This window comes from Bermanella marisrubri (assembly GCF_012295615.1).
GTDB lineage: Bacteria > Pseudomonadota > Gammaproteobacteria > Pseudomonadales > Oceanobacteraceae > Bermanella > Bermanella marisrubri.
Genome location: NZ_CP051183.1, coordinates 1,409,978 through 1,436,063 on the forward strand (window position 1 = coordinate 1,409,978; position 26,086 = coordinate 1,436,063).

23 protein-coding genes and 1 tRNA gene are annotated in these 26,086 nt (G+C 40.7%); 21 read left to right on the plus strand and 3 right to left on the minus strand.

What is annotated here, in order from left to right; translation table 11 throughout:
- Positions 1-6: 6 nt before the first annotated feature.
- The 20 genes from HF888_RS06520 (at position 7) to HF888_RS06615 (ending at position 21,334) form a co-directional block, all read left to right on the plus strand.
- On the plus strand, positions 7-1,107 hold the full coding sequence (locus HF888_RS06520; RefSeq protein ID WP_007017511.1) for a CDP-glycerol glycerophosphotransferase family protein: 1,101 nt from the start codon (positions 7-9) through the stop codon (positions 1,105-1,107).
- On the plus strand, positions 1,104-1,499 hold the full coding sequence (locus tag HF888_RS06525; protein WP_007017512.1) for an FAD synthase family protein: 396 nt from the start codon (positions 1,104-1,106) through the stop codon (positions 1,497-1,499). Before HF888_RS06520 ends, HF888_RS06525 begins: the two co-directional genes overlap by 4 nt.
- Before the next feature lie 190 nt (positions 1,500-1,689).
- Positions 1,690-1,995 carry an integration host factor subunit beta gene (locus HF888_RS06530; protein WP_007017513.1) on the plus strand — a complete coding sequence of 102 codons (306 nt, stop codon included), beginning with the start codon at positions 1,690-1,692 and terminating at the stop codon, positions 1,993-1,995.
- Positions 1,996-2,067: 72 nt separating this feature from the next.
- Positions 2,068-3,720, plus strand: a complete 1,653-nt coding sequence (gene pgi, locus HF888_RS06535; protein ID WP_007017514.1) for a glucose-6-phosphate isomerase — start codon at positions 2,068-2,070, stop codon at positions 3,718-3,720.
- A gap of 159 nt (positions 3,721-3,879) precedes the next feature.
- A complete protein-coding gene (locus HF888_RS06540) occupies positions 3,880-5,319 on the plus strand; it encodes an MBL fold metallo-hydrolase RNA specificity domain-containing protein (protein ID WP_007017515.1) in 1,440 nt (479 codons plus the stop codon).
- A 367-nt stretch (positions 5,320-5,686) separates the two neighbouring features.
- A complete protein-coding gene (gene galU, locus HF888_RS06545; protein ID WP_007017516.1) occupies positions 5,687-6,580 on the plus strand; it encodes a UTP--glucose-1-phosphate uridylyltransferase GalU in 894 nt (297 codons plus the stop codon).
- Between the two features lie 180 nt (positions 6,581-6,760).
- Positions 6,761-7,798 (plus strand): UDP-glucose 4-epimerase GalE, encoded by a 1,038-nt coding sequence (galE, locus tag HF888_RS06550; RefSeq protein ID WP_007017517.1) that lies wholly within the window; start codon positions 6,761-6,763, stop codon positions 7,796-7,798.
- A 200-nt stretch (positions 7,799-7,998) separates the two neighbouring features.
- Positions 7,999-9,084 (plus strand): dTDP-glucose 4,6-dehydratase, encoded by a 1,086-nt coding sequence (gene rfbB / locus HF888_RS06555; RefSeq protein WP_007017518.1) that lies wholly within the window; start codon positions 7,999-8,001, stop codon positions 9,082-9,084.
- A gap of 1 nt (position 9,085) precedes the next feature.
- Entirely contained in the window at positions 9,086-9,967 is an 882-nt protein-coding gene (gene rfbA / locus HF888_RS06560; protein ID WP_007017519.1) for a glucose-1-phosphate thymidylyltransferase RfbA, read from the plus strand.
- A complete protein-coding gene (locus HF888_RS06565; RefSeq protein WP_007017520.1) occupies positions 9,964-11,052 on the plus strand; it encodes a DegT/DnrJ/EryC1/StrS family aminotransferase in 1,089 nt (362 codons plus the stop codon). Before rfbA ends, HF888_RS06565 begins: the two co-directional genes overlap by 4 nt.
- Complete coding sequence (locus HF888_RS06570; RefSeq protein ID WP_007017521.1) at positions 11,049-12,254, plus strand: ATP-grasp domain-containing protein; 1,206 nt, start codon at positions 11,049-11,051, stop codon at positions 12,252-12,254. Before HF888_RS06565 ends, HF888_RS06570 begins: the two co-directional genes overlap by 4 nt.
- The gene (locus HF888_RS06575; RefSeq protein WP_007017522.1) at positions 12,251-12,664 is read left to right on the plus strand and encodes a GNAT family N-acetyltransferase; all 414 of its coding nucleotides are present in this window, start codon (positions 12,251-12,253) and stop codon (positions 12,662-12,664) included. The genes HF888_RS06570 and HF888_RS06575 overlap by 4 nt, the downstream gene beginning before the upstream one ends.
- Before the next feature lie 50 nt (positions 12,665-12,714).
- The gene (locus HF888_RS06580; RefSeq protein WP_040297672.1) at positions 12,715-14,022 is read left to right on the plus strand and encodes a polysaccharide pyruvyl transferase family protein; all 1,308 of its coding nucleotides are present in this window, start codon (positions 12,715-12,717) and stop codon (positions 14,020-14,022) included.
- Positions 14,012-15,529 carry a lipopolysaccharide biosynthesis protein gene (locus tag HF888_RS06585; protein ID WP_040297702.1) on the plus strand — a complete coding sequence of 506 codons (1,518 nt, stop codon included), beginning with the start codon at positions 14,012-14,014 and terminating at the stop codon, positions 15,527-15,529. The genes HF888_RS06580 and HF888_RS06585 overlap by 11 nt, the downstream gene beginning before the upstream one ends.
- 1 nt (position 15,530) lies before the next feature.
- Positions 15,531-16,571: a glycosyltransferase family 2 protein gene (locus HF888_RS06590; RefSeq protein WP_007017525.1), complete on the plus strand. Its 1,041-nt coding sequence runs from the start codon at positions 15,531-15,533 to the stop codon at positions 16,569-16,571.
- A 138-nt stretch (positions 16,572-16,709) separates the two neighbouring features.
- Positions 16,710-17,819, plus strand: coding sequence for a glycosyltransferase family 4 protein (locus HF888_RS06595; protein WP_007017526.1), 1,110 nt, complete (start codon positions 16,710-16,712; stop codon positions 17,817-17,819).
- A gap of 262 nt (positions 17,820-18,081) precedes the next feature.
- The gene (locus HF888_RS06600) at positions 18,082-19,056 is read left to right on the plus strand and encodes an O-antigen ligase family protein (RefSeq protein WP_165837028.1); all 975 of its coding nucleotides are present in this window, start codon (positions 18,082-18,084) and stop codon (positions 19,054-19,056) included.
- A 1-nt stretch (position 19,057) separates the two neighbouring features.
- Positions 19,058-19,678, plus strand: coding sequence for an HAD family hydrolase (locus tag HF888_RS06605; RefSeq protein ID WP_007017528.1), 621 nt, complete (start codon positions 19,058-19,060; stop codon positions 19,676-19,678).
- Positions 19,679-19,681: 3 nt separating this feature from the next.
- Entirely contained in the window at positions 19,682-20,524 is an 843-nt protein-coding gene (locus HF888_RS06610) for a hypothetical protein (RefSeq protein WP_007017529.1), read from the plus strand.
- A gap of 15 nt (positions 20,525-20,539) precedes the next feature.
- Positions 20,540-21,334 carry a glycosyltransferase gene (locus HF888_RS06615; RefSeq protein WP_007017530.1) on the plus strand — a complete coding sequence of 265 codons (795 nt, stop codon included), beginning with the start codon at positions 20,540-20,542 and terminating at the stop codon, positions 21,332-21,334.
- Positions 21,335-21,437: 103 nt separating this feature from the next.
- Here HF888_RS06615 and HF888_RS06620 read toward each other — a convergent pair whose 3' ends face one another.
- Positions 21,438-22,748 carry a sugar transferase gene (locus HF888_RS06620; protein WP_007017531.1) on the minus strand — a complete coding sequence of 437 codons (1,311 nt, stop codon included), beginning with the start codon at positions 22,746-22,748 and terminating at the stop codon, positions 21,438-21,440.
- A gap of 21 nt (positions 22,749-22,769) precedes the next feature.
- Positions 22,770-22,845, minus strand: a tRNA-Asn gene (locus HF888_RS06625).
- A gap of 138 nt (positions 22,846-22,983) precedes the next feature.
- Between HF888_RS06625 and HF888_RS06630 the strand changes: the two genes are divergently transcribed.
- Positions 22,984-24,375 (plus strand): O-antigen ligase family protein, encoded by a 1,392-nt coding sequence (locus HF888_RS06630; protein WP_040297673.1) that lies wholly within the window; start codon positions 22,984-22,986, stop codon positions 24,373-24,375.
- A 372-nt stretch (positions 24,376-24,747) separates the two neighbouring features.
- On the opposite strand, the gene HF888_RS06635 is transcribed toward HF888_RS06630, so the two are convergent.
- Positions 24,748-25,926 carry a pyridoxal phosphate-dependent aminotransferase gene (locus HF888_RS06635; RefSeq protein ID WP_007017533.1) on the minus strand — a complete coding sequence of 393 codons (1,179 nt, stop codon included), beginning with the start codon at positions 25,924-25,926 and terminating at the stop codon, positions 24,748-24,750.
- Between the last annotated feature and the right edge of the window lie 160 nt (positions 25,927-26,086).

Below are 26,086 nucleotides of genomic sequence, written 5' to 3' on the forward strand. Positions count from 1 at the left end.
TTTAACGTGAACGCAAAAACTAATAACGCGGTTACGGTGTATTTCGATGTGGAGGAGTTATATTACCTTCCTCAGTATTTGCCAATACGCAGAATTTTGAGACTATATGGCGCTACTACGGTGTTTGTCTTACAAGGACAGCAGTCAAATAGAGTACCACGCATATTGCTTGATGAGGGGGTCGGTATTGAGGAAGTGCGGTTTGTATCCTCTAAATCAGAAGCCTTGAATCTCTGCATAGTCGATAAACCAGACTGGCTTATTCTTGGTAATTCTTTTAGTGGTATTGACGACCTTCACCCTAATACTAAAACAGCCCTTGTCAGTCATGGCATTGGGCCAAAATCATGCTATTACACTGTGTCAGACACCCCAACCACAGTGCGCTTTGTAGAAGGGCCTTACCGGACTGCTCGGTTACAAGAAATGTACCCAGGCCAGTGTTTTGTCGACACTGGATACGCAAAGTTGGATCCAGCAGTGAATGGTGATTTGGGAGGCACCAAACCTTCTGACTACGGGTTAGATGACAATAAAAAGACACTACTTTACGCCCCAACGTTTTACCCAAGCAGTATAGAGTGCTTCGACCATCAGTTTCCTCTACACTTTTCTGAATACAACATTATTCTGAAACCTCACTTCTTTTCGCTTTCTGTATCAAAGTATGAAAAGCAAAAAAACATTCTTGAAAGATGGGCGAAGTATCCAAACGTTTATTTGGCTGATGTGGATGAATCCAATATATTGCCTTTCATGGTCGTTGCCGACGTGTTAATCAGTGATGCTAGTTCTACGTTGTTCGAGTTTGCTGCGCTGAACAAACCAGTTGTTTGGTGCGATTTTTTAAAACTCAGATGGACTTATCGAGGAATATTCTCATTTAGGTTTAGAAAGAGAATGGATCCAGATTTGTATAAATATGCAGATATTGCGGCTCATGCCAAATCATACCGAGAATTAAAATCTGTCATTCAAAAACAAATCACACACCCAGATGAATTCGCATCACAAAGGTCTCGCTATACGCTATCATTGGCCGGAAATGTAGATGGCAAAGCCAGTGAGCGTATTGTGCAATATATACTCAATTATGAGGAAGCATGAGTAAACGAGTTATTACGTTTGGAACATTTGATGTGTTTCATGTGGGGCATATTAATATCTTGGAACGAGCCAAATCCCAAGGTGATTACCTTATAGTGGGTGTCTCTTCTGATAAGCTTAATTTTGAGAAAAAAGGTCGATATCCGGTTTATAGTCAGTCTCAACGTATGAAAATACTCAGTGCTTTGTCATGCGTGGACGAAGTATTCGTTGAGGAGTCTTTAGAAAAGAAGCCTGATTATATTCAAGAGTATAATGCTAACGTGCTTGTAATGGGTGATGACTGGAGTGGTAAGTTCGATACCATGAAAGCATTTTGCGATGTGGTTTACTTACCTAGAACGCCGTCAATATCAACTACCGAAATTATCGAAGTAGTAAAAAATCTTTAGAGCCTGAATTTGGCTTTTCTATTGTTCATATCTAATAGTTCTCATATGGTTAGAATTATCCAATAAATTCAGCAACTTAGCTTGCCAGCAGAAAAGAAATAGGGCAAAGTTTAAACAAGGACGAATAAGGTGATGAAATGTTGTACAGCTTAGGTGCCTAGTTTGTGCTAATCACAAGGGAGAGCCCTATATGACCAAGTCAGAACTGATAGAGCGAATAACTGAAAAACACCCTGAAATGTCAGCCAAAGATATAGAGTTGGCCGTTAAAACCATACTCGACACAATGTCTCAGGCCCTCAGTCAAGGCGAGCGTATCGAGATTCGCGGATTTGGCAGCTTTTCATTGCATTTTCGCAATCCTCGTGTAGGGCGAAACCCCAAGACCGGGGAGGCAGTCCCACTAAAAGGTAAATACGTTCCACACTTTAAGCCAGGAAAAGAGCTGCGCGAGCAGGTAAATGACTTGGTGAACGGCGATAGTATGATGGTCTAGTATAGCTATTTGGCTATCGTCAGACAAAATAATAAGCTCCATCTTCAGCGGCACTAAGGAATAAGCACGCATATGCTGACTTCTCTTCCAGAATACCAAGCCTTATCACAGCATTATAGCGACGTTCAACAGACCTCCATGCGCCAATGGTTTGAACAAAACCCAAATCGATTCACTGAATATACTCTTCAAGCCGCAGGCATAACTCTTGATTACTCGAAAAACCGAGTTGCGTGCGAGACTATGCAGAAACTAGCGGATTTGGCTCGTGCGCGATTCATCCCAGAAGCGATAGAAGCCATGTTCAAAGGGGATTTGGTTAACCCCAGCGAGGGCCGACCGGCGCTTCATACAGCACTTCGTAATTTCAGTGATGGACCAGTTATGGTCGATGGCAAGGACGTGATGCCGGAGGTGCGGAAAACGCTGACTCGCATGAAGGAATTCTGCTGGCGTATTCGTAATCAGCATTGGCGTGGCTTCAGTAACAAGCCTTTCACAGATGTTGTGTCCATCGGTATTGGCGGTTCGTTTTTAGGGCCAAAACTCGCTTCACAAGCCCTCAAGCCTTATTGGGGTAAAAAAATAAACTGTCACTATTTGGCCAACATTGATGGCTCAAATCTAACGGAAGTGCTACAAGGCTTAAACCCAGAAACCACGCTTTTTATCGTACAAAGCAAAAGCTTTGGTACTCAAGAAACCTTAAAAAACGCGATCGAATGCCGTCAATGGTTTTTGGATAACGGCGGACAAGAAAGCGATTTACCAAGGCATTTCACAGCGGTTACCGCCAATGTAGAAAAAGCCAAAGCCTTTGGTATTAATGAAAAAAATATCTTTCCCATGTGGGACTGGGTCGGCGGTCGTTATTCTTTATGGAGCGCAATCGGCTTGCCGCTTATGCTTACAATTGGTCATGAAAATTTCAAGCAAGTTTTACAAGGTGCTCACGAAATGGATGTACATTTCCGCACTGCGCCGCTAGAGCAAAACATGCCCGTGATCATGGCCATGCTAGGGGTTTGGTATATCAACTTCTTCAATGCACAAAGTCATGCCATCTTGCCATATGACCATTATCTGCGAGGTCTACCCGCACACATTCAGCAGTTAGATATGGAAAGCAACGGCAAAAGCGTCGATATACATGGCAGTAAACTGAATTACCAAGCAGGCCCAATTATCTGGGGCGGTGTAGGCAGTAATGGTCAGCATGCTTATCACCAATTATTGCATCAGGGTACTCAATTCGTTCCTTGTGATTTCATTATGCCACTGCAAACGCATAATCCAGTCGATAGTTTTCATGAGCTTCTCATCAGTAATTGCTTAAGTCAAAGCCAAGCGCTAATGCAGGGTAAAACCTTGGAAGAAGCGAAAGAAGAATTGCGCAAAGAAGGTAAAAGCGAACGGGAAATCGCCGTACTGGCCCCGCAAAAGGTAATACCAGGGAACCGCCCAAGTAATACCATCTTCTTTGATAAAGCCAACCCCAAAATCGTCGGCGCACTCATTGCTCTATACGAGCACAAAGTTTTTGTGCAAGGCAAAATCTGGGATATCAACAGCTTCGATCAATGGGGGGTAGAGCTTGGCAAGCAATTAGGCAACCAAGTTCATGCTGCAATACAAGCGGAAGGCGATACGAATATCGATAATCACTTTGACGCATCCACCCTTGGCTTAATCAAAGCCTTTAGAAGTATGAAACACAAGCTTTGAATGTTTGATAGTTAGGTCAGTTTTATACGCCATTCACGATTTGACCGGGAATGCTCTATCCGTCATACCCGACTTGATCGGGTAACCATTGTTCAGTAGAGAATCAATTGGATGGATTCTCAGTCAAGCTGAGAATGACAGTATTGGAAACTAAAAACTATGATAAATCACCACGGAGCGGTATCGGGCGTCACGGGCTCGTGTCACGAATTACGCTATACACACCGAGGCCAAGAAAAAGGCGTTTTAATTGATTGCGGATTATTCCAAGGAGATGAAGCGCTTAATGCGGAACTCCAAAACGGAGGGCGGCCAGATAAGACCCAAGAACAATTACTGAGCGAAAACATTCCTTTCCCAATAGATCATATCGCTGCACTGGTAGTCACCCACGTGCATATCGACCATGTGGGTCGCATACCATATTTAATCGCTAAAGGCTTTGACGCCCCAATTTATTGCACGGTTGCTAGTGCCCACTTACTCCCATTAGTCCTAGAAGATGCGCTAAAGGTCGGTTTTACGCGTAACCAGGCGTTAATCGATATGTTCCTAAGTAAGATTAAACAGCAGATCCGACCTTTGGCTTACAACCAAATTCAACACATAGACGAAAGCTTGAGTATTAAGCTAAGCCCGGCAGGTCATATATTGGGCAGTGCTTATGTAACCTGCGAACTAAAGTCGTCATCCCCGCCAAGGCGGGGAACCAACCCAAAAGAAACCAAAACCATCATCTTTTCTGGAGATTTAGGCGCATCCCAAAGCCCAATTATTCGCTCATTTCAGTCACCAGAAGCCTGTGACGAACTGGTCCTAGAATCCACCTATGGCGACAAAAACCACGAAGATCGCGTAACAAGGCAGCAGCGTCTACAAAAGATCCTAGAGCGCGCATTGGAAGATGGCGGAACCGTGCTCATTCCTGCGTTTAGCATTGGTCGAACTCAAGAATTGCTCTACGAAATTGAAGATATCCTGCACAATAATGAGCGCAACAGTAAACATTCAAAACTCAATGTTATGGTAGATAGTCCTTTAGCCGCGCAATTCACCCAAAGCTACCGTGAACTTAAGCATCTATGGGATGACGAAGCACAAGCAAAACTAAAACAAGGCAGGCATCCACTTAACTTTGACGAATTGACTACAATAGAAAGCCATAAAGAACATTTAGAAACGATTGATTACTTAGTGCGCAGTAGAAAACCGGCCATTGTTATCGCGGCTAGCGGAATGTGTAATGGTGGACGAATAATGAACTACCTAAAGGCTATGTTAGGCGAAAATCGAAACGATTTGCTCTTTGTTGGCTATCAGGCATCAGGTACAATTGGTCGTTTGATACAAAAGTATGGGCCAAAAGGCGGATACGTCGACATAGATGGCAAACGCATAATAATAAAGGCCAACATTCATACCATTAGCGGATACAGTGCTCATGCTGACCAAAGCGACTTGAAGTTTTTTGTTCGTGGTATGAAACAAAAGCCAAAGAAGATACGCCTAATACACGGAGATGGATCAGCCAAAAGGGAACTTCGAGCACAACTAAATCATGACTTCCCTGATATTGATGTCATCATCCCAGAGAAATAAACGCGTCGTCTAAAAAAGTGACGTCATTCTCTGGCTTGACCAGAGGAACCAAAAAAGTGACGCCATTCCCGACTTGATCGGGAATCCATGTGTGTAACGTCATTCCCGACTTGATCGGGAATCCATGGGGGTAACGTCATTCCCGCGAAGGCGGGAATCCATGGGGGTAACGTCATTCCCGCGAAGGCGGGAATCCATTGGCCGTCAGTAACTGTATAGGAAGGCCGTTGAAGTTACTTAACGGAATAAATTAACGAGTTATTCGTTATTGAGAGAAACCGTGGTTCTTCGACTTGACCGGAGAATCCAAATAAGAACGCCATTCCCGCGAAGGCGGGAATCTATAAAAACGAAACATGATAAGAATATGGTCAAAAAAGCAGTTATCCCAGTAGCAGGTCTAGGCACACGAATGTTGCCAGCCACCAAGGCCATTCCAAAAGAAATGCTCCCCATTGTAGACAAGCCCCTCATCCAGTACATCGTGGAAGAATGCGCCGCTGCGGGCATTACTGAAATCGTATTGGTGACGCATTCATCAAAAAACGCCATTGAAAACCACTTCGATACATCGTTTGAATTAGAATCCACACTTGAAAAGCGAGTGAAACGCCAACTCTTAGAAGAAGTGCAAAGCATCACGCCTGATGGCGTTACTATCATGCATGTTCGCCAGGGCCATGCGAAAGGTTTAGGCCATGCTGTGTTATGTGCGCTACCTGTAGTAGGAGAGGAACCATTCGCAGTGGTCTTGCCAGATGTATTAATTGACCAATACGAAAGCGACTTAAAAACGCAAAACCTAGCGCAAATGATCAAAACGTTTGATGCAACCAATGTGAGCCAAATCATGGTAGAGGCTGTACCGCAAGAAAAGGTAAGCAACTATGGTGTAGTAGACCTCAATGGCGAAAGCTTAGAAGCTGGTAATAGCCAAGCGATGACAGCAATAGTAGAGAAGCCCAAGGTAGACGAAGCACCAAGCAATTTAGCGGTAGTTGGCCGATACGTACTAAGTGAAAAAATCTGGGATCTACTAAAATATACGCCACCTGGCGCAGGCGATGAAATCCAGTTAACCGATGCTATCGCTGATTTGATGAAACAAGAGCGCGTGGATGCGTTTTATATGAACGGTAAAAGTCATGACTGTGGCAGTAAACTCGGGTACATGAAGTGCTTTGTAGAATATGGCTTAAAACACCAAGCTGACGGCGAAGCATTTGGTGAATGGTTAGGGCATCGTCATTCTCCGGCTTGACCGGAGGACCCAAAGAAACAAGCGTCATTCCCGACTTGATCGGGAATCCAGGTAAATATGAACGTCATCCTCAGCTTGACTGAGGATCCAAAAAAGAAAGCGTGATTCCCGACTCGATCGGGAATCCAAACAAAACAACGTCATTCCCGCGAAGGCGGGAATCCATAAAAACGAAACAATATGCCAAAAACAATACTCGTAACAGGCGGAGCAGGATACATAGGCTCCCACACATGTGTCGAACTACTCGAAGCCGGCTACGACGTAGTGGTGCTCGATAACTTAAGTAATAGCAACCCAAAATCCCTCGACCGAGTGCAAGAGATTACAGATAAAACATTACAGTTTATTGAAGGTGACGTGCGAGACAGAGAAGTACTACAAGCTATTTTCAATAAACATGATGTCTATGGTGTTATTCACTTTGCCGGCTTAAAAGCTGTCGGCGAGTCCTGCGAAATGCCCATGCATTATTACGACAACAACGTCTATGGCAGCATCGTTCTAACACAAGAGATGGAAAAAGCTGGCGTGAAAAACTTAGTGTTTAGTTCATCTGCAACGGTATATGGCGACCCAGAAAGATTGCCGTTAACAGAAGATATGCCGCTTTCTGCAACTAACCCTTATGGCCGCAGTAAGTTAATGATTGAAGATATGCTACGTGACTTAGAAGTAGCAGACCAGCTCACTGAGCAAGAAATCAAATGGAACATTGCCATTCTCAGATATTTTAATCCAGTGGGTGCTCACAAAAGTGGCAACATAGGGGAGGACCCTAATGGAATCCCTAATAATCTAATGCCTTATATTACTCAAGTTGCTATTGGTAAGCTAAAAGAATTACAGGTATTCGGTGGCGATTATGATACTCATGACGGAACGGGGGTTCGCGACTATATCCATGTAGTGGATTTAGCAAAAGGCCATGTAAAAGCCATCGAAGCTATCGGTCACACCGTGACAGGGGCAAAAGCCATTAATCTTGGTACTGGAAACGGCCTAAGCGTGTTAGATTTAGTGAAATCCTTTGAAAAACAAAACTCAGTTAGCATCCCGCATAAAATTACTGATAGAAGACCAGGTGATGTTGCAGCATGTTACGCAGATTCCTCTCTGGCCCAGCAGTTATTGGATTGGCGCACTGAGTATAATGAAGAGCAAATGACGAAGGATAGCTGGCATTGGCAGCAAAAAAACCCAACGGGATACAAATAGCTGATGTAGCGTCATTCTCGTGAGTAGCCTCATCCTCCGGCTTGACCGGAGGACCCAAAGAAAACAACGTCATTCCCAACTTGATCGGGAACCCTATAACATAATGTCATTCCCGCGAAGGCGGGAATCGATTAATCGGTATGACACAAATATATGTCTTTCCCGCGAAGGCGGTAAACCACAAAAATAGATACTGAAAAATGTCAAAAAAAATACTCGTAACAGGTGGTGCTGGATTCATCGGTTCGGCAGTCGTTCGCCATATTTTGAATGATACGCACGATTCAGTTGTTAATCTTGATAAGTTAACTTATGCCGGAAACTTAGAGAGCCTGAATGAGATCGCCGGTTCTGAGCGATACGCCTTCGAGCAGGTCGACATATGTGATCGACCAGCGTTAGAGCGTGTGTTTGCTGAGCATAAACCAGATGCGATAATGCATCTAGCGGCGGAAAGTCATGTTGATCGTTCAATTGACGGTCCTGCGGCCTTCATTGAAACGAATATTGTGGGAACGTACACACTCTTAGAAGTTGCTAGAGCGTATTGGAATGGATTACCTGAAAAACAAAAGAATTCATTCCGATTTCATCATATATCAACTGATGAAGTATATGGTGACCTCGAAAACCCAGAAGATCTATTTACTGAAGAAACAGCTTATGCACCAAGCTCTCCATACTCCGCCAGTAAGGCAAGTTCGGATCATCTTGTAAGAGCATGGAAGCGTACTTATGGCTTTCCAACTATAATAACGAACTGCTCAAACAATTATGGCCCATATCATTTTCCAGAAAAGCTAATTCCACTTGTAATTCTTAATGCTTTAGAAGGTAAAGAGTTACCCATCTATGGTAAAGGTGACCAAGTGCGCGACTGGCTCTATGTTGAGGATCACGCACGAGCTCTATATAAGGTAGTTACCGAAGGTCAAATCGGTGAAACCTATAATATTGGTGGCCACAATGAAAAGCAGAATATAGAAGTTGTTCAAACCATTTGTGAATTACTTGAGGAACTCGTTCCAGAGAATGCTTATTCTCGAATGGGCGGTAATCCATCAGGATTCAAAGGACTTATTGCATATGTAGAAGATCGCCCAGGCCACGATCTTCGCTATGCAATTGATGCAAGTAAAATCCAAAAAGAATTGGGTTGGACGCCTTTGGAAACCTTTGAGTCAGGTATTCGTAAAACCGTTGAATGGTATCTCTCAAATAAAGAGTGGGTGCAGCATGTTCAAGATGGTAGCTATCAACGTGAGCGTCTAGGAGTGAGTGTATAGTATGAAAGGTATTGTTCTAGCCGGTGGTTCAGGTACACGTTTGTATCCAATTACCATGGGCGTTTCTAAGCAGCTTCTTCCTATATACGATAAGCCTATGATTTTTTATCCGATTTCTGTGCTTATGCTTGCAGGTATTCGAGACATATTAATTATATCAACACCAGAGGACATGACTGGATATCAGCGACTGTTGAAGGATGGTAGTCAGTTTGGGGTTAAGTTTTCTTATGAAATACAACCAAGCCCAGATGGCTTAGCGCAAGCATTTATCATTGGCGAAGAGTTTATTGGCGATGACGATGTGGCTCTGGTTTTAGGGGATAATATTTTCTATGGGCAAGGTTTTACACCTAAGCTAAAAGAAGCACTTGAAAACGCGAAAGGAGGTAAGGGAGCCACAGTTTTTGGCTACCAGGTAAAAGATCCTGAACGTTTTGGTGTAGTAGAGTTCAATCAATCTATGAAAGCGATTTCCATCGAAGAAAAGCCAAAAAACCCAAAATCGAATTATGCAGTCACAGGGTTGTACTTTTACGACAACAGAGTTGTTGATATCGCTAAGACAGTAAAACCGTCTGACAGAGGCGAGTTAGAAATTACCTGCATCAACAATGCATACCTAGAGCAAAACAGCCTTAACGTTGAGCTTCTAGGTCGCGGCTTTGCATGGTTAGATACAGGTACTCATGAAAGCTTACTGCAAGCCGCGCAATTTGTTGAAACCATCGAAAGTCGGCAAGGCTATAAAGTGGCCTGTTTAGAGGAGATTGCTTTTAATAATGGTTGGCTAAGCAAGTCCGATTTGAAAGAACTTGCAAAACCAATGCAAAAGAACAGCTACGGAAAGTATATGCTAAGTCTTGCAAAAGGCGAATTATGATACCTGTTACAAAACCATATTTACCTAGCCGTGAAAAACTGGATGCCTATATTGATGGTATTTATGAGCGCAGTTGGCTAACTAATAATGGCCCACTGTTAAAAGAGCTGACAAAGAAGTTGGAAGAATACTTGGGGGTAGAAAATATCCTGCTAGTATCTAATGGCACGCTGGCGTTACAGGTAGCTTATAAAACTTTGGGTATCAGCAACACCGGTTGTACTGAAAACGCAGAAGCCATTACGACACCGTTTACCTTTGTGGCAACAGCCAGCTCATTGCAATGGGAAGGAGTGAAGCCGGTATTTACCGATATCTCTGCCGATAGCTGGTGCCTCGATCCTGCTAACATTGAATCTGCCATTACTGAAAAGACCCGCGCGATTGTACCAGTGCATGTTTTTGGTAATGCTTGTGATGTTGAAGCGATAGACCAGATAGCAGAGAAACACCAGTTAAAAGTGGTTTACGATGCGTCTCATGCATTTGCTGTGAACTATAAAGGTAACAGCTTACTGAACTGGGGCGATGCCGCCACCCTGAGCTTGCATGCGACTAAGTTGTTTCACACCATTGAAGGTGGTGCGATTGTATTTAAACACAAGGCCGATCTGGAACGCGCACAGCAGATAATTAACTTTGGCCTTGCTGGACCCGAAGATATTTCCGGACCGGGTATTAATGCCAAAATGAATGAGTTTCAGGCGGCAATGGGGTTGTGTGTACTGGATGAAATGGAAACGATTACAAATAATCGGAAACAGATTGGACAATCCTATCAAAGAGAATTAAGAGGCAGAGTTGTTTTTCAAAAATGGAATAAGCATGGTGAAAGTAACCATGCTTATGCACCTGTGTTATTCGAATCTGAAACTGAGCTATTGGCAGTAGAAGCTAAATTAAAAGAAAATAATATATTCTCAAGACGTTATTTTTATCCAAGTTTAGATAACCTTGAACATTTTAAATCAGAACAGGTTTGTGCCAATTCTCGCGATATTGCCAGTCGTATACTTTGTTTGCCGTTATTTCCGAATATGACAGATGAAGAGCGTAGCAAAGTTATAAAGGTACTAATGAAATGAGCCAAAAACGTATTTTATTCTTAGGTGCTTCGGCACAACAGATTCCACCAATTAAATACGCACTAGATCAGGGACATTATGTTATTACCTGCGATTACTTACCGGGAAATCCAGGTCATCAACTTGCGCACGAATGGCATAATGTTTCTACAACTGATAAAGAGGCTGTACTTTCGCTAGCTAGAGAACTAAAGATTGATGGTATCGTTGCCTATGCGTCTGATCCAGCAGCACCCACACAAGCCTACGTGGCTGAAAAAATGGAGTTGGTGGGGAATCCGTATGAATCTGTAGAAATATTGGCAAGAAAAGACTATTTTAGAGAGTTTCTTGTAAAGAATGGCTTCAATACACCACGTTCAGAATCTTTCTATGAACTGGATCAAGCAAAGAAATGGTTAGATACCATCGGTACCCCCGCTTTTATTAAACCAATTGACTCGTCTGGAAGTAAAGGTGTGACAAATATTAAGCACCGAAATGACTTAGAGAAAGCATTTAATTATGCACTTTCTTTTTCTCGTGAGAAAAAAGTAGTCGTGGAAGAAGCGATAGCTCGGAGTGGTTACCAAGTCGATAGTGATATTTTTATGAGCCGAGGCGAGATTGTATTTTGGATCTGGGGAGATCAGCATCAGGATATTTTATGTCACCCATATGCTCCTATTGCTATCAGCTTTCCTTCTGTTTTATCAGCAGAAGCTCAAGTTAAGGCAAAGAATGAAGTTGAAGCAATTCTCAAGAAACTAGGCTTTATGTTTGGTGCTTTCAATGTTGAGTTTGTCGTTGATGAAAAAGGCGATGTGTGGGTTATTGAGATTGGACCCAGAAACGGTGGCAATCTTATACCACAGGTAATAAAGTACGTTTCAAATGTTGACATGATTGCTGCAACTGTTGACGAATCCATCGGCAAGTCTTTTGACAAAAGCGTCAATAGAGAGCTAAACGGATACTGGTCAAGTTATATCGTACATGCGCGTGAGGATGGTATATTTAAAGAGCTTTATCTATCAGAAAGAGTCAAGCCATATATTGTCGAGCAGCATATCTATGCTAAGGCAGGTGATGAAGTAAGGCAATTTAGCGGCTCACAAGATACTCTAGGAATGATGATTCTCAAATATCCGTCTATGGAGACGATGTTAGATATGACCGATAATATGGAAAATGATATTTTGGTTTTAACGGAAGAAAGATGAGTTATTCGGAAATAGAATCTTTAATTAAAGCTGAACAAATGCGTCAGAAAAAAAGCTTTATTGATACAGATGATATAGATAAATATATATTTAAGATAAAAAGTAATGCCGAATTTATTACCCATTATACATCAGGCCAATGTGCAGGTTTTATAGCATTTTATTGTAATGAACCAACAAAAAAAATAGCGTTTATTACTTTAGTTCTTCTGGCACCTGAGTTTAGGGGTAAAGGGCTAGCAAGTAATTTGATTAATTATGTGATTGAACACTGCAAAAAAAATAAATTTGAAAAATGTAGTTTGGAAGTACGCAAGGATAATCTTTCTGCAATTAAACTTTATGAAAAACATGGGTTTAAAATTAAACAAGACTGTGATGCTAAGCTATTAATGTCGATTAGCTTTTAAGAAAATTCACTAATTTACAACATCGAATAAAACTACCTTGGATTACACTTATGAATATTCTAATTATTGGCCAATGCTCCTTACACTGGGGAAGAATGGAATTCGGAAATATTGGGAATTACTATATCATTGAGCCGTTTATGAGGGAACTGCATAGGGTTTTTCCTAATGCCTCTATTAAAACAACAATGCAAATGTCAGAAAGGTTTTGTGAGGGTGAGAGAGTTACCTTATTGCCAATGAATTTATATTATGGTTGGACAGGGAATGATCTTGAGATTGCTCAAGAAGAGCTTAAGCTCGCCGAAGCCTACGCTGAATCTGGCTGTTTAAAGAAAGAAACCCCTTATATTCAAGAGGTCATGCAAGCAGATCTTGTGATTGACTTTAGTGGCGATATTTGGGGGGACAATGCGAACTTTCTTGGCGATGACCGTTTTTTGGTTGGCCTCATAAAAGATAGAGTAGCTCAATTACTAGGCAAGAAAGTTGTAATGTTAGCGGGTTCACCAGGACCTTTTTCGAACAAAGATAACCTCCCATTTGCCCGAGAAGTTTTTAAGTGTTTTGACTTAATAACAAACCGAGAACCAATAAGCATTGATTTGCTCAAAAAAGATGGTTTTGACACTTCTAAAACTTTAAGTTTAGCTTGCCCGGCGTTCTTGTTTGATCGTGCTGAAGGTGCAGATGTTGATAAATTACTCAGTGAAGAGGGGTTACGCAATAAGGATAAGCCAATTGTTGGTTTTATTCTATGTGGTTGGAACTTTGAAGTAGGTCCATTTGATAAAGAGAACAGAGATGATGAGGATTTCACCAAGTTTGCTGAGACCGTTGAATATCTTACGGAGGAGCTTGGGGTAAGGGTTTGCTTAATGTCTCATTCAAACGGATTTGATATACCGCCTGCACCCTTTAAATTAAAACATGGCCGAGATTACGTTATCACTAAGCAATTAGAAAAAATACTAGATGAGCGTTCTATTTCTAAAGATTTCTTTACTTTAAATGGTGTATACGACACATGGACAACTAAAGCTATTATCAATGAGTTTGACATGCTCGTTAGTGGCAGGGTACATGCAGCGGTATCTGGTTTATCACAATCAGTACCAACAGTTATAATTGATTATGGACACGAACCCAAAGCTCATAAGTTGGTTGGATTTGCCAAGGTCGCACAAGTTGAAGAGTATGTGGCTGATCCTTGTTCCCTTACGGATCTAAAAACCAAAGTTTTTAAATGTTACTCGCAGAGAGAGCAATATAAAGAGAGTCTAAATAAGCGTATACCGGTTGTAAAAAAACTAGCACGTCAAAACTTTGAGGTTCTGAAGAGTGTGCTTGATCAATAGCAATTCGTTAAGAAAAAATACATTGGCGAATTATATTGGTCAAGCCTACATGATGCTAATCGGCATCGTAGTAACACCATTATACCTACAGCACTTAGGTGCTGAAGCCTATGGTTTAGTAGGCTTTTTTGCATTAATGCAAGCTTGGATGAATCTGTTGGATATGGGGTTGGGCCCAACGCTAGGTCGTCAAGCCGCTTATGCAAGAGGTCAAGTAGAAGGCTTTGAGACTTTTAAGCGCTTATTAAAAAGTTTTGAAGTGATTTTCTTTGTCTTGGCGGTAATTATAGTATTCGCCATTTATATTCTTAGTGACTGGATTGCAATTAGCTGGATTAAGTCAGAAAGCATTGCCATAGAGACGCTTGTATATTGTGTTGTATTAATGGGAGTAATGATTGGTTTAAGATGGTTTTCAGGTTTGTATCGCAGTGGGATTAATGGACTAGAAGATCAAGTTTGGCTAAATGTAGCTAATATAATATTAACGTCGCTAAAGTTTCTTGGAGCTCTATGTTTACTAGCGTTCATCAGTCAGGATATTAGACACTTTTTTGAATATCAAGTTCTTATTGGTTTAATAGAGTTAGCAGCTTTTTCAATACGCTTTTACAGTATCCTACCAGTGACAAAAACAAGAACGCCTTTAGTCGCTTTCTATTGGTCAGTTGTCAAAGACGTTGCGCCTTTTGCAGTGGGCATTGCTTACACTGCAGGTACATGGGTACTTATCACACAAACAGATAAGTTAATTTTATCGGGTGTTCTGTCGTTGGCTGAGTTTGGGTACTTTAGCATGATTTCTTTGGTAGCAGGGGGTATAGTTATGCTCTCGGGCCCTATATCACAGGCAATAATGCCACGGCTAACAATGTTATATTCTCAAGATAATAAGAATGAACTATTAAGCCTCTATAGTGATGCTAGCCAATTAGTTACTGTTACTTCTTTGTCTGTATCACTAATGATTGGTTTGTACGCTGAACCTCTCATTTACGCGTGGGCTGGTGATAGAGAGGCTGCTGAGTGGGGTGCAGGTGTACTGATATGGTTTGCTCTTGGCAATGGTGTATTGGCTATTGCTGCGTTTCAATACTATCTCCAAAGTGCATTTGGTCAATTAAGGCTTCATGTGATTGGTTCAACATTATCCGCAATAATACAGGTACCGTTAATATTTTATGCTGCAACGAACTATGGGGCACAAGGAGCGGGTATAACGTGGTTTGCATTTAGGACTATTTGGTTTTTGTGCTGGACACCAGTCGTACACAGGCAATTCATTCCAGGCTTTCATTTGAGGTGGATGCTTAAGGGAATATTGCCAATAGCTATTGTTACAATGTGTGTAGCTTTAGCTATGCACTTCTTGATAACTTTAGACTTAAACCAGAATAGATTGGATTTGTTCGCTAAATTGATAAGCCTTGGTTTGCTACTTTTATCAGTGTCTGCTTTGAGTTCATCAGCAATACGACAAAGAATTTTCAGACTATTAAAGAATTAATATGAGAGATTTACGAACCGAAGAAGAAATTATTTCCAACTGGAAAAATGGTATTGATAAGCCTGTAGTGAGTGTTTGTTGTCTTACTTTTAATCATGAACCCTATATAGAAGATGCGTTAGAAGGTTTTTTGATTCAGGAAACCGATTTTCCTTTTGAAATATTAATTCACGACGATGCTTCTGAGGATAATACGGCGAATATTGTTCGAAGGTATCAAGCAAGATATCCAAATATCATTAAGCCCATATATCAAACTGAAAATAAGTACTCAAAAGGAATTAAGATTAATTTAGTATATAACTTTTCTCGAGCTAAAGGGGAGTATATTGCTTTATGTGAAGGTGATGATTTCTGGGTCGCTAGTGATAAGCTAAAAGAACAAATTACGCTTATGAAGCAATACCCACATATCAATATTTCATTTCATCCTGTCTATCAAGTTGAAGGTTTTGAATTTAGTAAGGCTAAGACTTTATGCGATTATAGTGACGTTATAAGGCAATATAGTCCAGAAGAAGTTATTTTGGGCGGAGGAATATTTATGCCCACAAATAGTCTAATGGTTAAAACAGCTATTCTAAAGAATCTACCTGAGTGGTTTTCTACGCATGCGCCGGTTGGCGATATGTATATACAAATGATTGCTTCATTGGGAGGTGGGGCAATATACATGCCTCAAAAGAATGGAGCTTATAGAACCAATATTCCTGGGTCTTGGTCCTCTATGCATATAAAAATGGAATGTCAAAAAATCGAAGAATATGCCAATAATCACATATACTGTTTCACTGCTTTTGGTGCTGAAAATGTTAAATTTAAAAATGAAATTTTGCGAGCTCTAGCATTTGAGCTGGTGAGTTGCGCATGGAATTCAATGAAAAATAATTGTGATGAACTTGCTAAATCGTTGGTTGAAAAATCAACTTCATATAGTGAGTGTAAGTATATTAATTTTAATCAAGCAGTATTGGTGATTTTTAAGAGAAATTTTAAAATTTTGAGATTTTTATTAAAGCTAAAAAATAGAATTATAGCTTAGTGTCGTTTAGAAGAGAATTTTACGTAATTTATTGGTCAAGTAGAGCGGTTAGGGAAGTTATTTAGAATGCTAGAAAATGTAAAAATAATGCCGTTAGAATTTAGCCCATTCCTCGGTTTTATTAAATTTAAATAAACTATGAAAGTAATTCTGTTTTCACACGAGTTTCCTCCTTATATTGGCGGTGTCGGTCGTATAGGTTACGATCTTCTTCAGCTTTATACACGGACTGTAGGTGTAGAAGCCTCACTCGTCACGCGCTCCAAACCAACCCCGAAGTTGATTAATAGAGTTAAAGTAAATCGGGTTTTTACACTACCAAAGATCTGGTTTCTCAATTATGCATTGTTTTACTTTTTTAATCGGCGCCTTTTTCGCGAAGCCGATGTGATCTACTTAAATGAAGCAGCCCCCACCATTGCAGCTGGTATGTTTTTTTCGAAATCAGATTTATCAAAGTGTGTAATTATTGCTCATGGGCTTGAAGTAGAAGGTGTGATCAATAGTAAGCAATTAGTTCACAGGGTACTTGGTTTATCTAGATTTTATAAAAGAGCCGTTCGTATTAGCAAAAAGGTTGTCGCGTTAAGCGAAGCTATGAGAGCTAAAATGTGTCGTGCATTGCCTTCAGACTATAGAAGATTTATTGATGTAGCATACCTTGGGATTGATCCAGAGATCTTTCATTACAAGCCCACGCTAGAACGAGATCAAAGGTTTCAGAGTGTTGTGGAATCAAAAGTAATTGGTACTTGTAGTAGGTTGATTTGGCAGAAGGGTTACAAAGAAATGGCGGATACATTTGCCATGGCTCATAAGAAAGATTCAAGTCTTTTATGGTATATTGCAGGAGATGGAGAAGATGCCTTAGATATTAAAGACTATATCAAATTTCTTGGACTAGAAAACTCTGTGACTTTTTTAGGTGCGTTTGACTACACAGAGTTGAGTTCGTTTTATTCGTTTATTGATATCTTTATGTTGTTATCTAATTACGATGAGGTCTTTCCTTTGGTTTATCTTGAAGCTCAGGCGTGCGGAGCGCGATCTATTGGAAGGAATAAAGGAGGAACAGTAGAAGTCGTTGATTTAAATACCGGTTGCTTGGTTGATGATAATATTGATGCTGCTTCGTTCATACTGTCTTGTCCTAAAAATTTTGACAGGAAAAAAGTAATAGAGTTCACAGAAAACTTTATAATCAGGGAGAATTTTAAGAAATGGAGGGATATTTGTGAGGGTCTCTAATTTTGGATTGATGCTTTTAATAGCGTTGATGATTGGAGGCCTATATGTGCATAGCATTTCATTTTTTCTAGGTATAAAGTTTCATCACCTCGCAATAGTGTTTGCTTTTCTCATTCTTTGTTTTGGGTACTATTCGTTCAAAATGTGGGAATACAATCTTATATTGTTAATATCAAAGTTCTATATTCTACTAATAGTATTGGCCTTGGTGTCGTCGTGCACATCGGTTTTTGGGATTCAAAGTGTAAAGTACACCGCCTACTTGCTCATTATTTTTGCATTTTCGTTGGTGTTCGTTTCAAATATTCCTCTATTTTTAAGGCACCCTAATATTGTCCTGTTTATTCATGCTCTACTTTTCTCCTTATCAATTCTCATCTATTTAGGAATCACCCATTATTACAAAGGCTCCGACTTTTATCATTTATTTCATAGCTTAGAATCTCGAGTAGATGTTGCTAATACTTGGTATTCATTTGTATTTCCGGAGTACGGTGGATCTATTTTAAGGTTCAACGGATATAACTTAGATCCCAATGTCTGGGGCGTTTATGCTCTCTTCGCATTTTGGTTTCTTGTCGTTTTAGTATGCATAGCTAGGGAAGAAGGGTATCTCTATTCGAAAAAGCTATTTTTGTTTACGATGGTTTTGTCAGTTATTAGCTTGGTTTTAACATTTTCTCGTGGCACTTATGTGGCTTTCTTTTTGTCTTTGTTCGTGTATTTTTCTTTAACTCCTAGTTGGATAAAGAAGTTTAAATTCATTTTTTTCTCTTTTGTTTTTGTGAGTTTCATTATGTTTTTATATGTGAATGAGGCTACTGTTAAAGATTTTGTTGACTTGAAATTATTTGGAGAGGACGTTGGCGATAACCCGCGTATACTTAAATGGTCTTTTTACCTTGATCGTATTTGGTCCTCAGATTTGCATGAGTTTTTATTTGGAGTTGGTTTAATAGATTTATTTGATTGGTTTAAAGGTACTACAATGCATAATACTTATTTGCAGATTTTTTTGTCGTTTGGCTTAATCGGATTTTTTATATTTCTTCTTGTTTTTTTTCTTGCAGTTTTAGGCTGTATACGATCCACCAGTAAAGAGCTTTTATCCATTAATTTTGCTATGCTTTCTGCAATATCTGCTTCTGTATTTTTTGTGGATATGATGTATTCGCCTGTACTATGGATCGGATTAGCTTTTCCCACTATGGCAAGTACGGTCCTTAAAGAGAGTTAGTATGAGCATCTTTGATATCTGTGGAACTTTGTATTCTTGTAATACAACCTTTGAATTTTGTAAATGGCGCGAGCGAAGGTTAGTTTATCGGTCTTTGTTGTGGCTAACCAAAACCTTACCTTTAAAAGCAGGTAATCGGCTGATTGAAAAATTTTTTGCAATAGACCTAATTCGCGTTTTGCACTTGCGTACTCTAAAGGGTTGCTCTGAGTCGGAGATTGAAATCTCAGCTAGAAGGTTTGTGAAAGAAGTGTTAGCCGACTTCAAGGTGTTGCCAGTACACCAGATTCTTGAAAGCAAGGATCTGAGCAGTGTTGTTTTAGTTTCGGCAACTATTGAACCTGTTGCAAAAGCTATAGCTGAATATCTTGGCGTGCCTTCATACTTGGCATCGACGTTATGCATCAAAAAGGGCAGGTACGATGGAGAAATCAAAAACGATCTTTTAGGTAATAAACATAGCTTGTTTAAAGGCGTTGATATTGATTTGGTGGTTACTGATAATAAGAGTGATTATTTGTTGTGCAAGCAGGCCCGTGAAGTCGTTATTGTATCCAAGAGAGCGAATATGCAATATTGGAAAGAGAAATCTTTAACTAACCTTTCTTTAATAGAGGTTTAGCGTGTGCCTTATTATACTGTCATACCGTACGCTTATTTTTTGAAAACACGATTGATAGGTCGCTTTCAGCGGCTCTCATGGTGCTTTATATATTTTGTACCTAGTATTCTTTTATTTTTCACATTCCAAGAGAGTTTATCCTATGCTGGTGTATTCAATTGTGTACTTGGAATTTTGATTATTAACTACATTTATGAGAACGGCTATCTTCAAAACGATGTAAAAACAGTTCAGAATGAGGCAAATCCAACAATGAGATTGGAACTTGCCACTTTAAAAAAACTTAATTTGTATTGGGGTAGGTTGATATCGTTAAGAGTTTTTATTTTAGCCGCGTTACTTGGGTTGTATTATCTAATTGATTTGGATCTATTCAAAACGCTGTACCTTGTATTTGTTTCAATGGTCTTGCAGGCGTTGTATTTGGTTTATAATTCGTGTCGAGGCCGTATTAACTTATTTTTAATACTGCCTCTTAGCTATATTAGGTTTTATGGCTTTATATTACCTTTTGTTCCTGTGCGAGAAAGCTTCGAGTTTTTGTGTTTCACTATTATTTTATATCCACTCTCCAAAACACTTGAATTTTCAAAACAAGAAAAGTTTAGTCTGGATTTATTGTCTAAGGCTGTTGGTAATGTTGATGTTTTCAGAATTAAATACTATTTCTTTGTCGTCCTTTTACTCTTGATTTTCGTATTGGTTGGTGCCAACGGTAATCGGATTTATGCAGTGATTGCTTTCTATTACTTAGTTTATCGTACTATGGGCTTTTTACTGATCACTCGTAAGCAATCTATTCTTCGAGAGTTTGAAACCTTATCAAAATCTGATTATCGTAAGTAATAAGGTGTATTTGCAATGAATTTTTCTGTTCTAATGTCTGTCTATATTAAAGAAACATCTGAAAATTTGGCAGAATGCCTCGATAGTTTGTGCCGACAAAGCGTCAAGCCTAATCAAGTAGTCTTGGTTGAAGACGGCCCGATTTCTGATTCTTTACATGAAATTATCGAAGAATATAGGCAAACTTTAAATATACATTCAGTAACGCTCGAAGAAAATCAGGGTCTCGCAAAGGCATTGAATGAAGGTTTAAAGTTCTGCGAATACGATTTGGTGGCTAGAATGGATTCTGATGATATATCGCTACCAAGCCGTTTTGAAAAACAATTAGATTTTATGGAGCAAAATCCTAATATTGATGCTTCAAGTGGATATATTGATGAGTTCGATGCTTCTGGTAAGGTCGTTTCGACACGAAAATTACCTATCTTACCGGGTGATGTTAAAATTTTTGCGAAAAAGCGTAGTCCGCTTAGTCACCCAGCTACTATTTTCAGAAAACAAGCGGTTCTATCCGTAGGGGGTTATCCTGAGTTATATCCAGAGGATTATTTGCTCTGGGTTAAAATGATAATTAATGGTTCGAATTTAGCTAATATCCCTGAAGTTCTTCTAAAAATGCGTACAGATCAGGCCTTTATTACACGCAGAGGCTACGAGTTTTTAAAGGGCGAAATAAAAATATATCAGTATATGAGAGCTGAAGGTTTTATTTCATATTTTGAATATTGCAAGATTATTTTGATTAGGAGTGCTCTGCGTTTATCGCCGAATTTTTTAAAAGTTATGTTTTATAAGTTCGCGCGTTAAATGCTATCGTGCTTCGTTTCCTGCGATATGGCAAGCGGATCTCCTACAAAATTAAGGGAGCATTTGCCTACACTGAAATAGTCTTGGTTATGAGAATAAGAAACTACCTTGCCCCAAACCCTATCAACATAGTTTTAATTGTTTTAAAGACGACCATGATATCCAACCAAAGTGAAATATTCTTCACATAGTAAAAGTCGTGGGCTAACTTCTCTTTGGTAGATTCTTCGTCGTCAGCATAGCCATGGGTTACTTGTGCCCAGCCAGTAATTCCTGGTTTTACTACGTGGCGCATGGAATAAAGGGGGATTTTTTCTTCAAACTCTTTTACAAACGATGCTTGCTCTGGTCTCGGCCCAATTAATGCCATTTCGCCTTTTAAAACATTGAAGAATTGAGGTATTTCATCGATACGAACTTTGCGAATAAACTTTCCTATCTTGGTGATTCTTGGGTCGTCTTCCCCAGCGAACTGTGCGCCATTGGCTTCCGAATCGGTTCTCATCGAGCGCAACTTCACCATGCTAAACTCCTTTCCGCCTTGGCCGACGCGTCGCTGAATAAAAAAAGCTGGTCCTTTCGACTCAAGCTTAATTAATAGAGCAGTGAATAATACTAGTGATAGCCAGGCCGGGCTTGTTACAAGAATTAATAATGATTCCAAAATTCGCTTGGTCGAGCGGTATAACCAGTGGGGTTTTAACGAACCAGAGCTTAGTTCAGGAAGGTGATCTAAAGGGCTTTTACCATTAATAGACTCGTAAACTTCTGTTGTATCGTAAAGTGGGATGTTTCGATTGGCTGAGGAAGCAAGGAATTGTTGCCAATGGCCATCCAGTTTTTCATGCTGATCAAACAGCACACCATCGATGTGCTTGATGTTGTTTTCACCAAACCCTGGCGTGCTTAGTAATATAAACTGATTGTGACTATTTGACTTCAGTGATTGAAAGCACCCAAATGGTGTCACTAGGTATGTACTTGCTTGAGTCAGTCTTTTAATTAAATGATGCTGTACAAATAGTGTGATCGGGACGCTTAGGATACCTATGCTTAGTACCAGTCTTGAATATTCTAATCGAAAGCTAATAAAAATAAGGGCGGCGATCGTTACGTGAATGAGCACTAAGCTCGGCAAGCTCATCAGTGAGGAGTTGCCAGGGTAGCGAGACAGCTTGGTCATGGCATATGTTGTGCCAATGAAGGTCATCATGCAGGCAATGATAGAATTCAGTGCCGCGCTGCTCACATTGGAATTAATAAAAGGTGCGTATAAGGTTGAAAAGCATGCAACGGCAAGTAAAGAGCGTACCAGTAGGATCTTTGATCGATGCGTGTTTACTTTACTTTGGGTATAAGGTTTTTGAATCAAGGGGAGTATCTGTGCATCGTTGCTAATGTTGGATATGTGCATCCTAGCACCTTTTGGTTAAAGTGGCTCCCCGAACTGGACTCGAACCAGTGACCAATAGATTAACAGTCTACTGCTCTACCAACTGAGCTATCGGGGAACAACATTTGCTATGTTATTGATTTATCAGGTTTTGTCAATACTTGATTGTCGTTTGGTAGCAGGCGTTCAAATACTTGTTAAAGTGTAGACTGCTTGAAATCATTTGTCTGCTAGCAGCTTCTAGTTTGGTTACTGAATGACGTTAGTTTGTTATAGTGCGCGCGCAAAATTAGTTTATTTAAAGATTTGGGTGACAATGTTGGCTACGGCAATGGGATCTTTTATTTCTCTTCGGAATTTCGTGTTTTCGCTCTATGCAGTCTTTTTTATTACTTTGCTAGTGCTTCCCATCGTGCCAAAGGGAATCGCATTGCTTCTGCTGTTGGTGGGGATTGTCGGCTTTGCAGTGTATCGAGGTAAGTTATTGATTGGTTTCTCTCCGGAGGAGCGTTTGCTGATCTGGGTTTTCTCTGCGTTTACTTTTATTTCTTTTATTAGTTTTCTGGTGTTTCCGTACAGCCGCATGAGCCATTACCGTATGGAGGATTATGCGACCTTTATGTTGATATTACCTATGTTTCTGTTGCTTAGGCAGTGGCGTTTTAAGCTAAACACGATTGTAGTTCTTTTCTCTTTTGTGGCGACCCTGCTAGGTGTGGTGTCTTTGCTCCAACTCTGGAGTATGCAGTCGGGAAGTGGTTATTTTATGACCTTTGATAATCCAATGGCCCAGTTTTGGAATCGCCCGAGTGGTGTGGTGAATCCTATGCGTTACGCAGCGATTTCATTGATCTTTTTTGCTTTTGCTTTAAATGCTTTGGTTTTTGTAAAAAGACAATCTGCATTAATTAAGACTTTACTTTTTGTGGCGATGATTTCTGCGGGTATTGCATGTGCTTTGACTCAGGTTCGTGGAGCGTGGTTGGCCTTTTTTGCCTTGGTGTTTACGTACGGGTGTGCGTTCTTTTACCTAGGGTATCGAAAGCGAGTGGTAGCTTTTTTTGCTGTAGCAATTATCGTTGTGGTATCTGTAGCGCAGTTTGATTTTGTGGAGCAACGTATACACAAGACTGAGCGTGCCTTTGAAATGTATATGGAGGGGAATTCAGGTTCTTCACTCGGCGCACGCCTAGACATGTTCAAAACCGCATGGTGGTTAATTAATGAGCGCCCTTGGTTCGGTCATGGTTTGAATAGCTATAGCGCTAATGCGACTGAGATTCGTGAAAATACACCAGGCATGAACCCTGAAGTGGGGCGCTGGCATAACCCTCATAATGAGATTTTGAACGCAACTGTAGAGAAAGGAGTGATTGGCCTGATCTCTATGCTGTTGCTGTTTGTCGCTCCAGGGTTGTTGTTTTTAAAGGCATTCCTGGTGAATAGAGGCACTGGTAGTGTTGCTTATTTGTCCTTCTGCGGAATATCGGTTTTGATTGTTTATTTTGTGGCGGGTTTGAGTGTTGCGTTGTTTGAGCATGATATTTTTAATCACTTTTATGTTTTAACGGTTCTCTTTTTGGCGTCTCAGGTGCATTCCCATTCTTCTTGTTCGACGCGGGAAGAGCGGAAGAATGTCGAATTGTGAATGTTGCATCATATTGATGGATTCTCCGGTCTGTCGCTTCGCGACGCCGGAGAATGACAATGGGGCATGTCATTCTCAGTTTGACTGAGGGGCTATCTAATTTATTTCGCGTCAATCAATGGATACCCGATCAAGTCGGGTATGACGGGGCGTGTCATTCTCAGCTTGACTGAGGAGCCATCTAATTTATTTCGAGTCAATCAATGGATATCCGATCAAGTCGGGTATTGGATACCAGATCAAGTCGGGTATTGCTCGTAATGGATTCCCGCCTTCGCGGGAATGACGAAGAGTACTGCGGGAATGACAGTGTATCGCGAGAATCACAGTATATCGCGAGAATCACAGTGTACCGCGAGAATAACCCGGTGTTTATCCAAGCGCTTTCTTCAAGCGCTCAATCGATTGCTCTAAGTTGCTGTCGCTAGTAGCGAAAGAAATACGCATGTGACCCGGTGTGCCAAATGCGCTGCCTGGTACTAGGGCAACACCCGCTTCCAGTAGCTTTTCTGCAAGATCCGTATCGGTTTCGCAGTTAAGTTTGGCTTGAGCGCCTTTAAAGCTTGGGAATAAGTAGAAGGTACCGTCGCCATTTAAACATTCAATACCGTCGATTTCATTTAGGGCGTCGACCATGAAGTCATGACGTTTTTTGAATACCGTGACCATGTCTTTCACACACTGTTGGTTGCCTTCAAGGGCGGCTTGAGCCGCAACCTGCGCGATAGAGGTAGGGCTAGATGTGCTCTGACTTTGAATTTTCTTCATGGAGGCAATCAATGGCTGTGGGCCAGCTGCGTAACCAATACGCCAACCTGTCATGCTGTACGCTTTGCTTACGCCATTAAGTACGATAGTGCGCTCGTATAGATCTGGATTGACGGTGACGATGTTGTTGAAGTCTTCTTCGGTCCAAAGAATGTGTTCATACATGTCGTCGGTTGCAATTAATACATTTGGATATTTGCGCAGCACGTCGCCAAGCGCTTCGAACTCGGCCTTGGTATAAGCCATACCTGATGGGTTAGATGGGCTGTTAAGGACCACTAACTTTGTTTTGTCTGTAATGGCGTTATCAAGTTGTTCTGGTGTAATTTTGAAACGTGCTGAGGCATCGGTTTCAATAATTACAGGTACGCCTTCGGCGATTTTGACCATGTCTGGGTAGCTTACCCAGTAAGGTGCAGGAATAACGACTTCGTCGCCTGGATTTAATAATGCAAGGCTCAAGTTAAAGAAGCTTTGCTTGCCACCGCAACTAACAAGAATTTGGTTGGCTTCGTAGTTTAGGCCGTTATCGTTTTTGAATTTAGCAATAATGGCTTTTTTCAGATCAGGTGTTCCGTCAACGGCAGTGTACTTAGTAAAGCCGTTATCCATAGCCTGTTTGGCTGCATCTTTAATGTGCTCGGGAGTATCGAAGTCCGGCTCGCCAGCGCCTAGGCCAATAATATCTTTGCCTGCAGCACGCAATTCAGCAGCGCGGTTTGTTACGGCAAGAGTGGGTGAAGGTTTAATGCTTTGAACACGGTTAGATAGTTTGAGGTCCAAGGCCACATCCTTAATGAAATTAAGAGTTTAGTCGTCACGCATTTTATCGCAGTTGAGGGATGTTTGCATCCACCGTTTTTAGTTTTAAATATTGAGTTTCGAGTGTTTAGTGATGGATTCTCCGGTCTGTCGCTTTGCGACGCCGGAGAATATCGGGGGC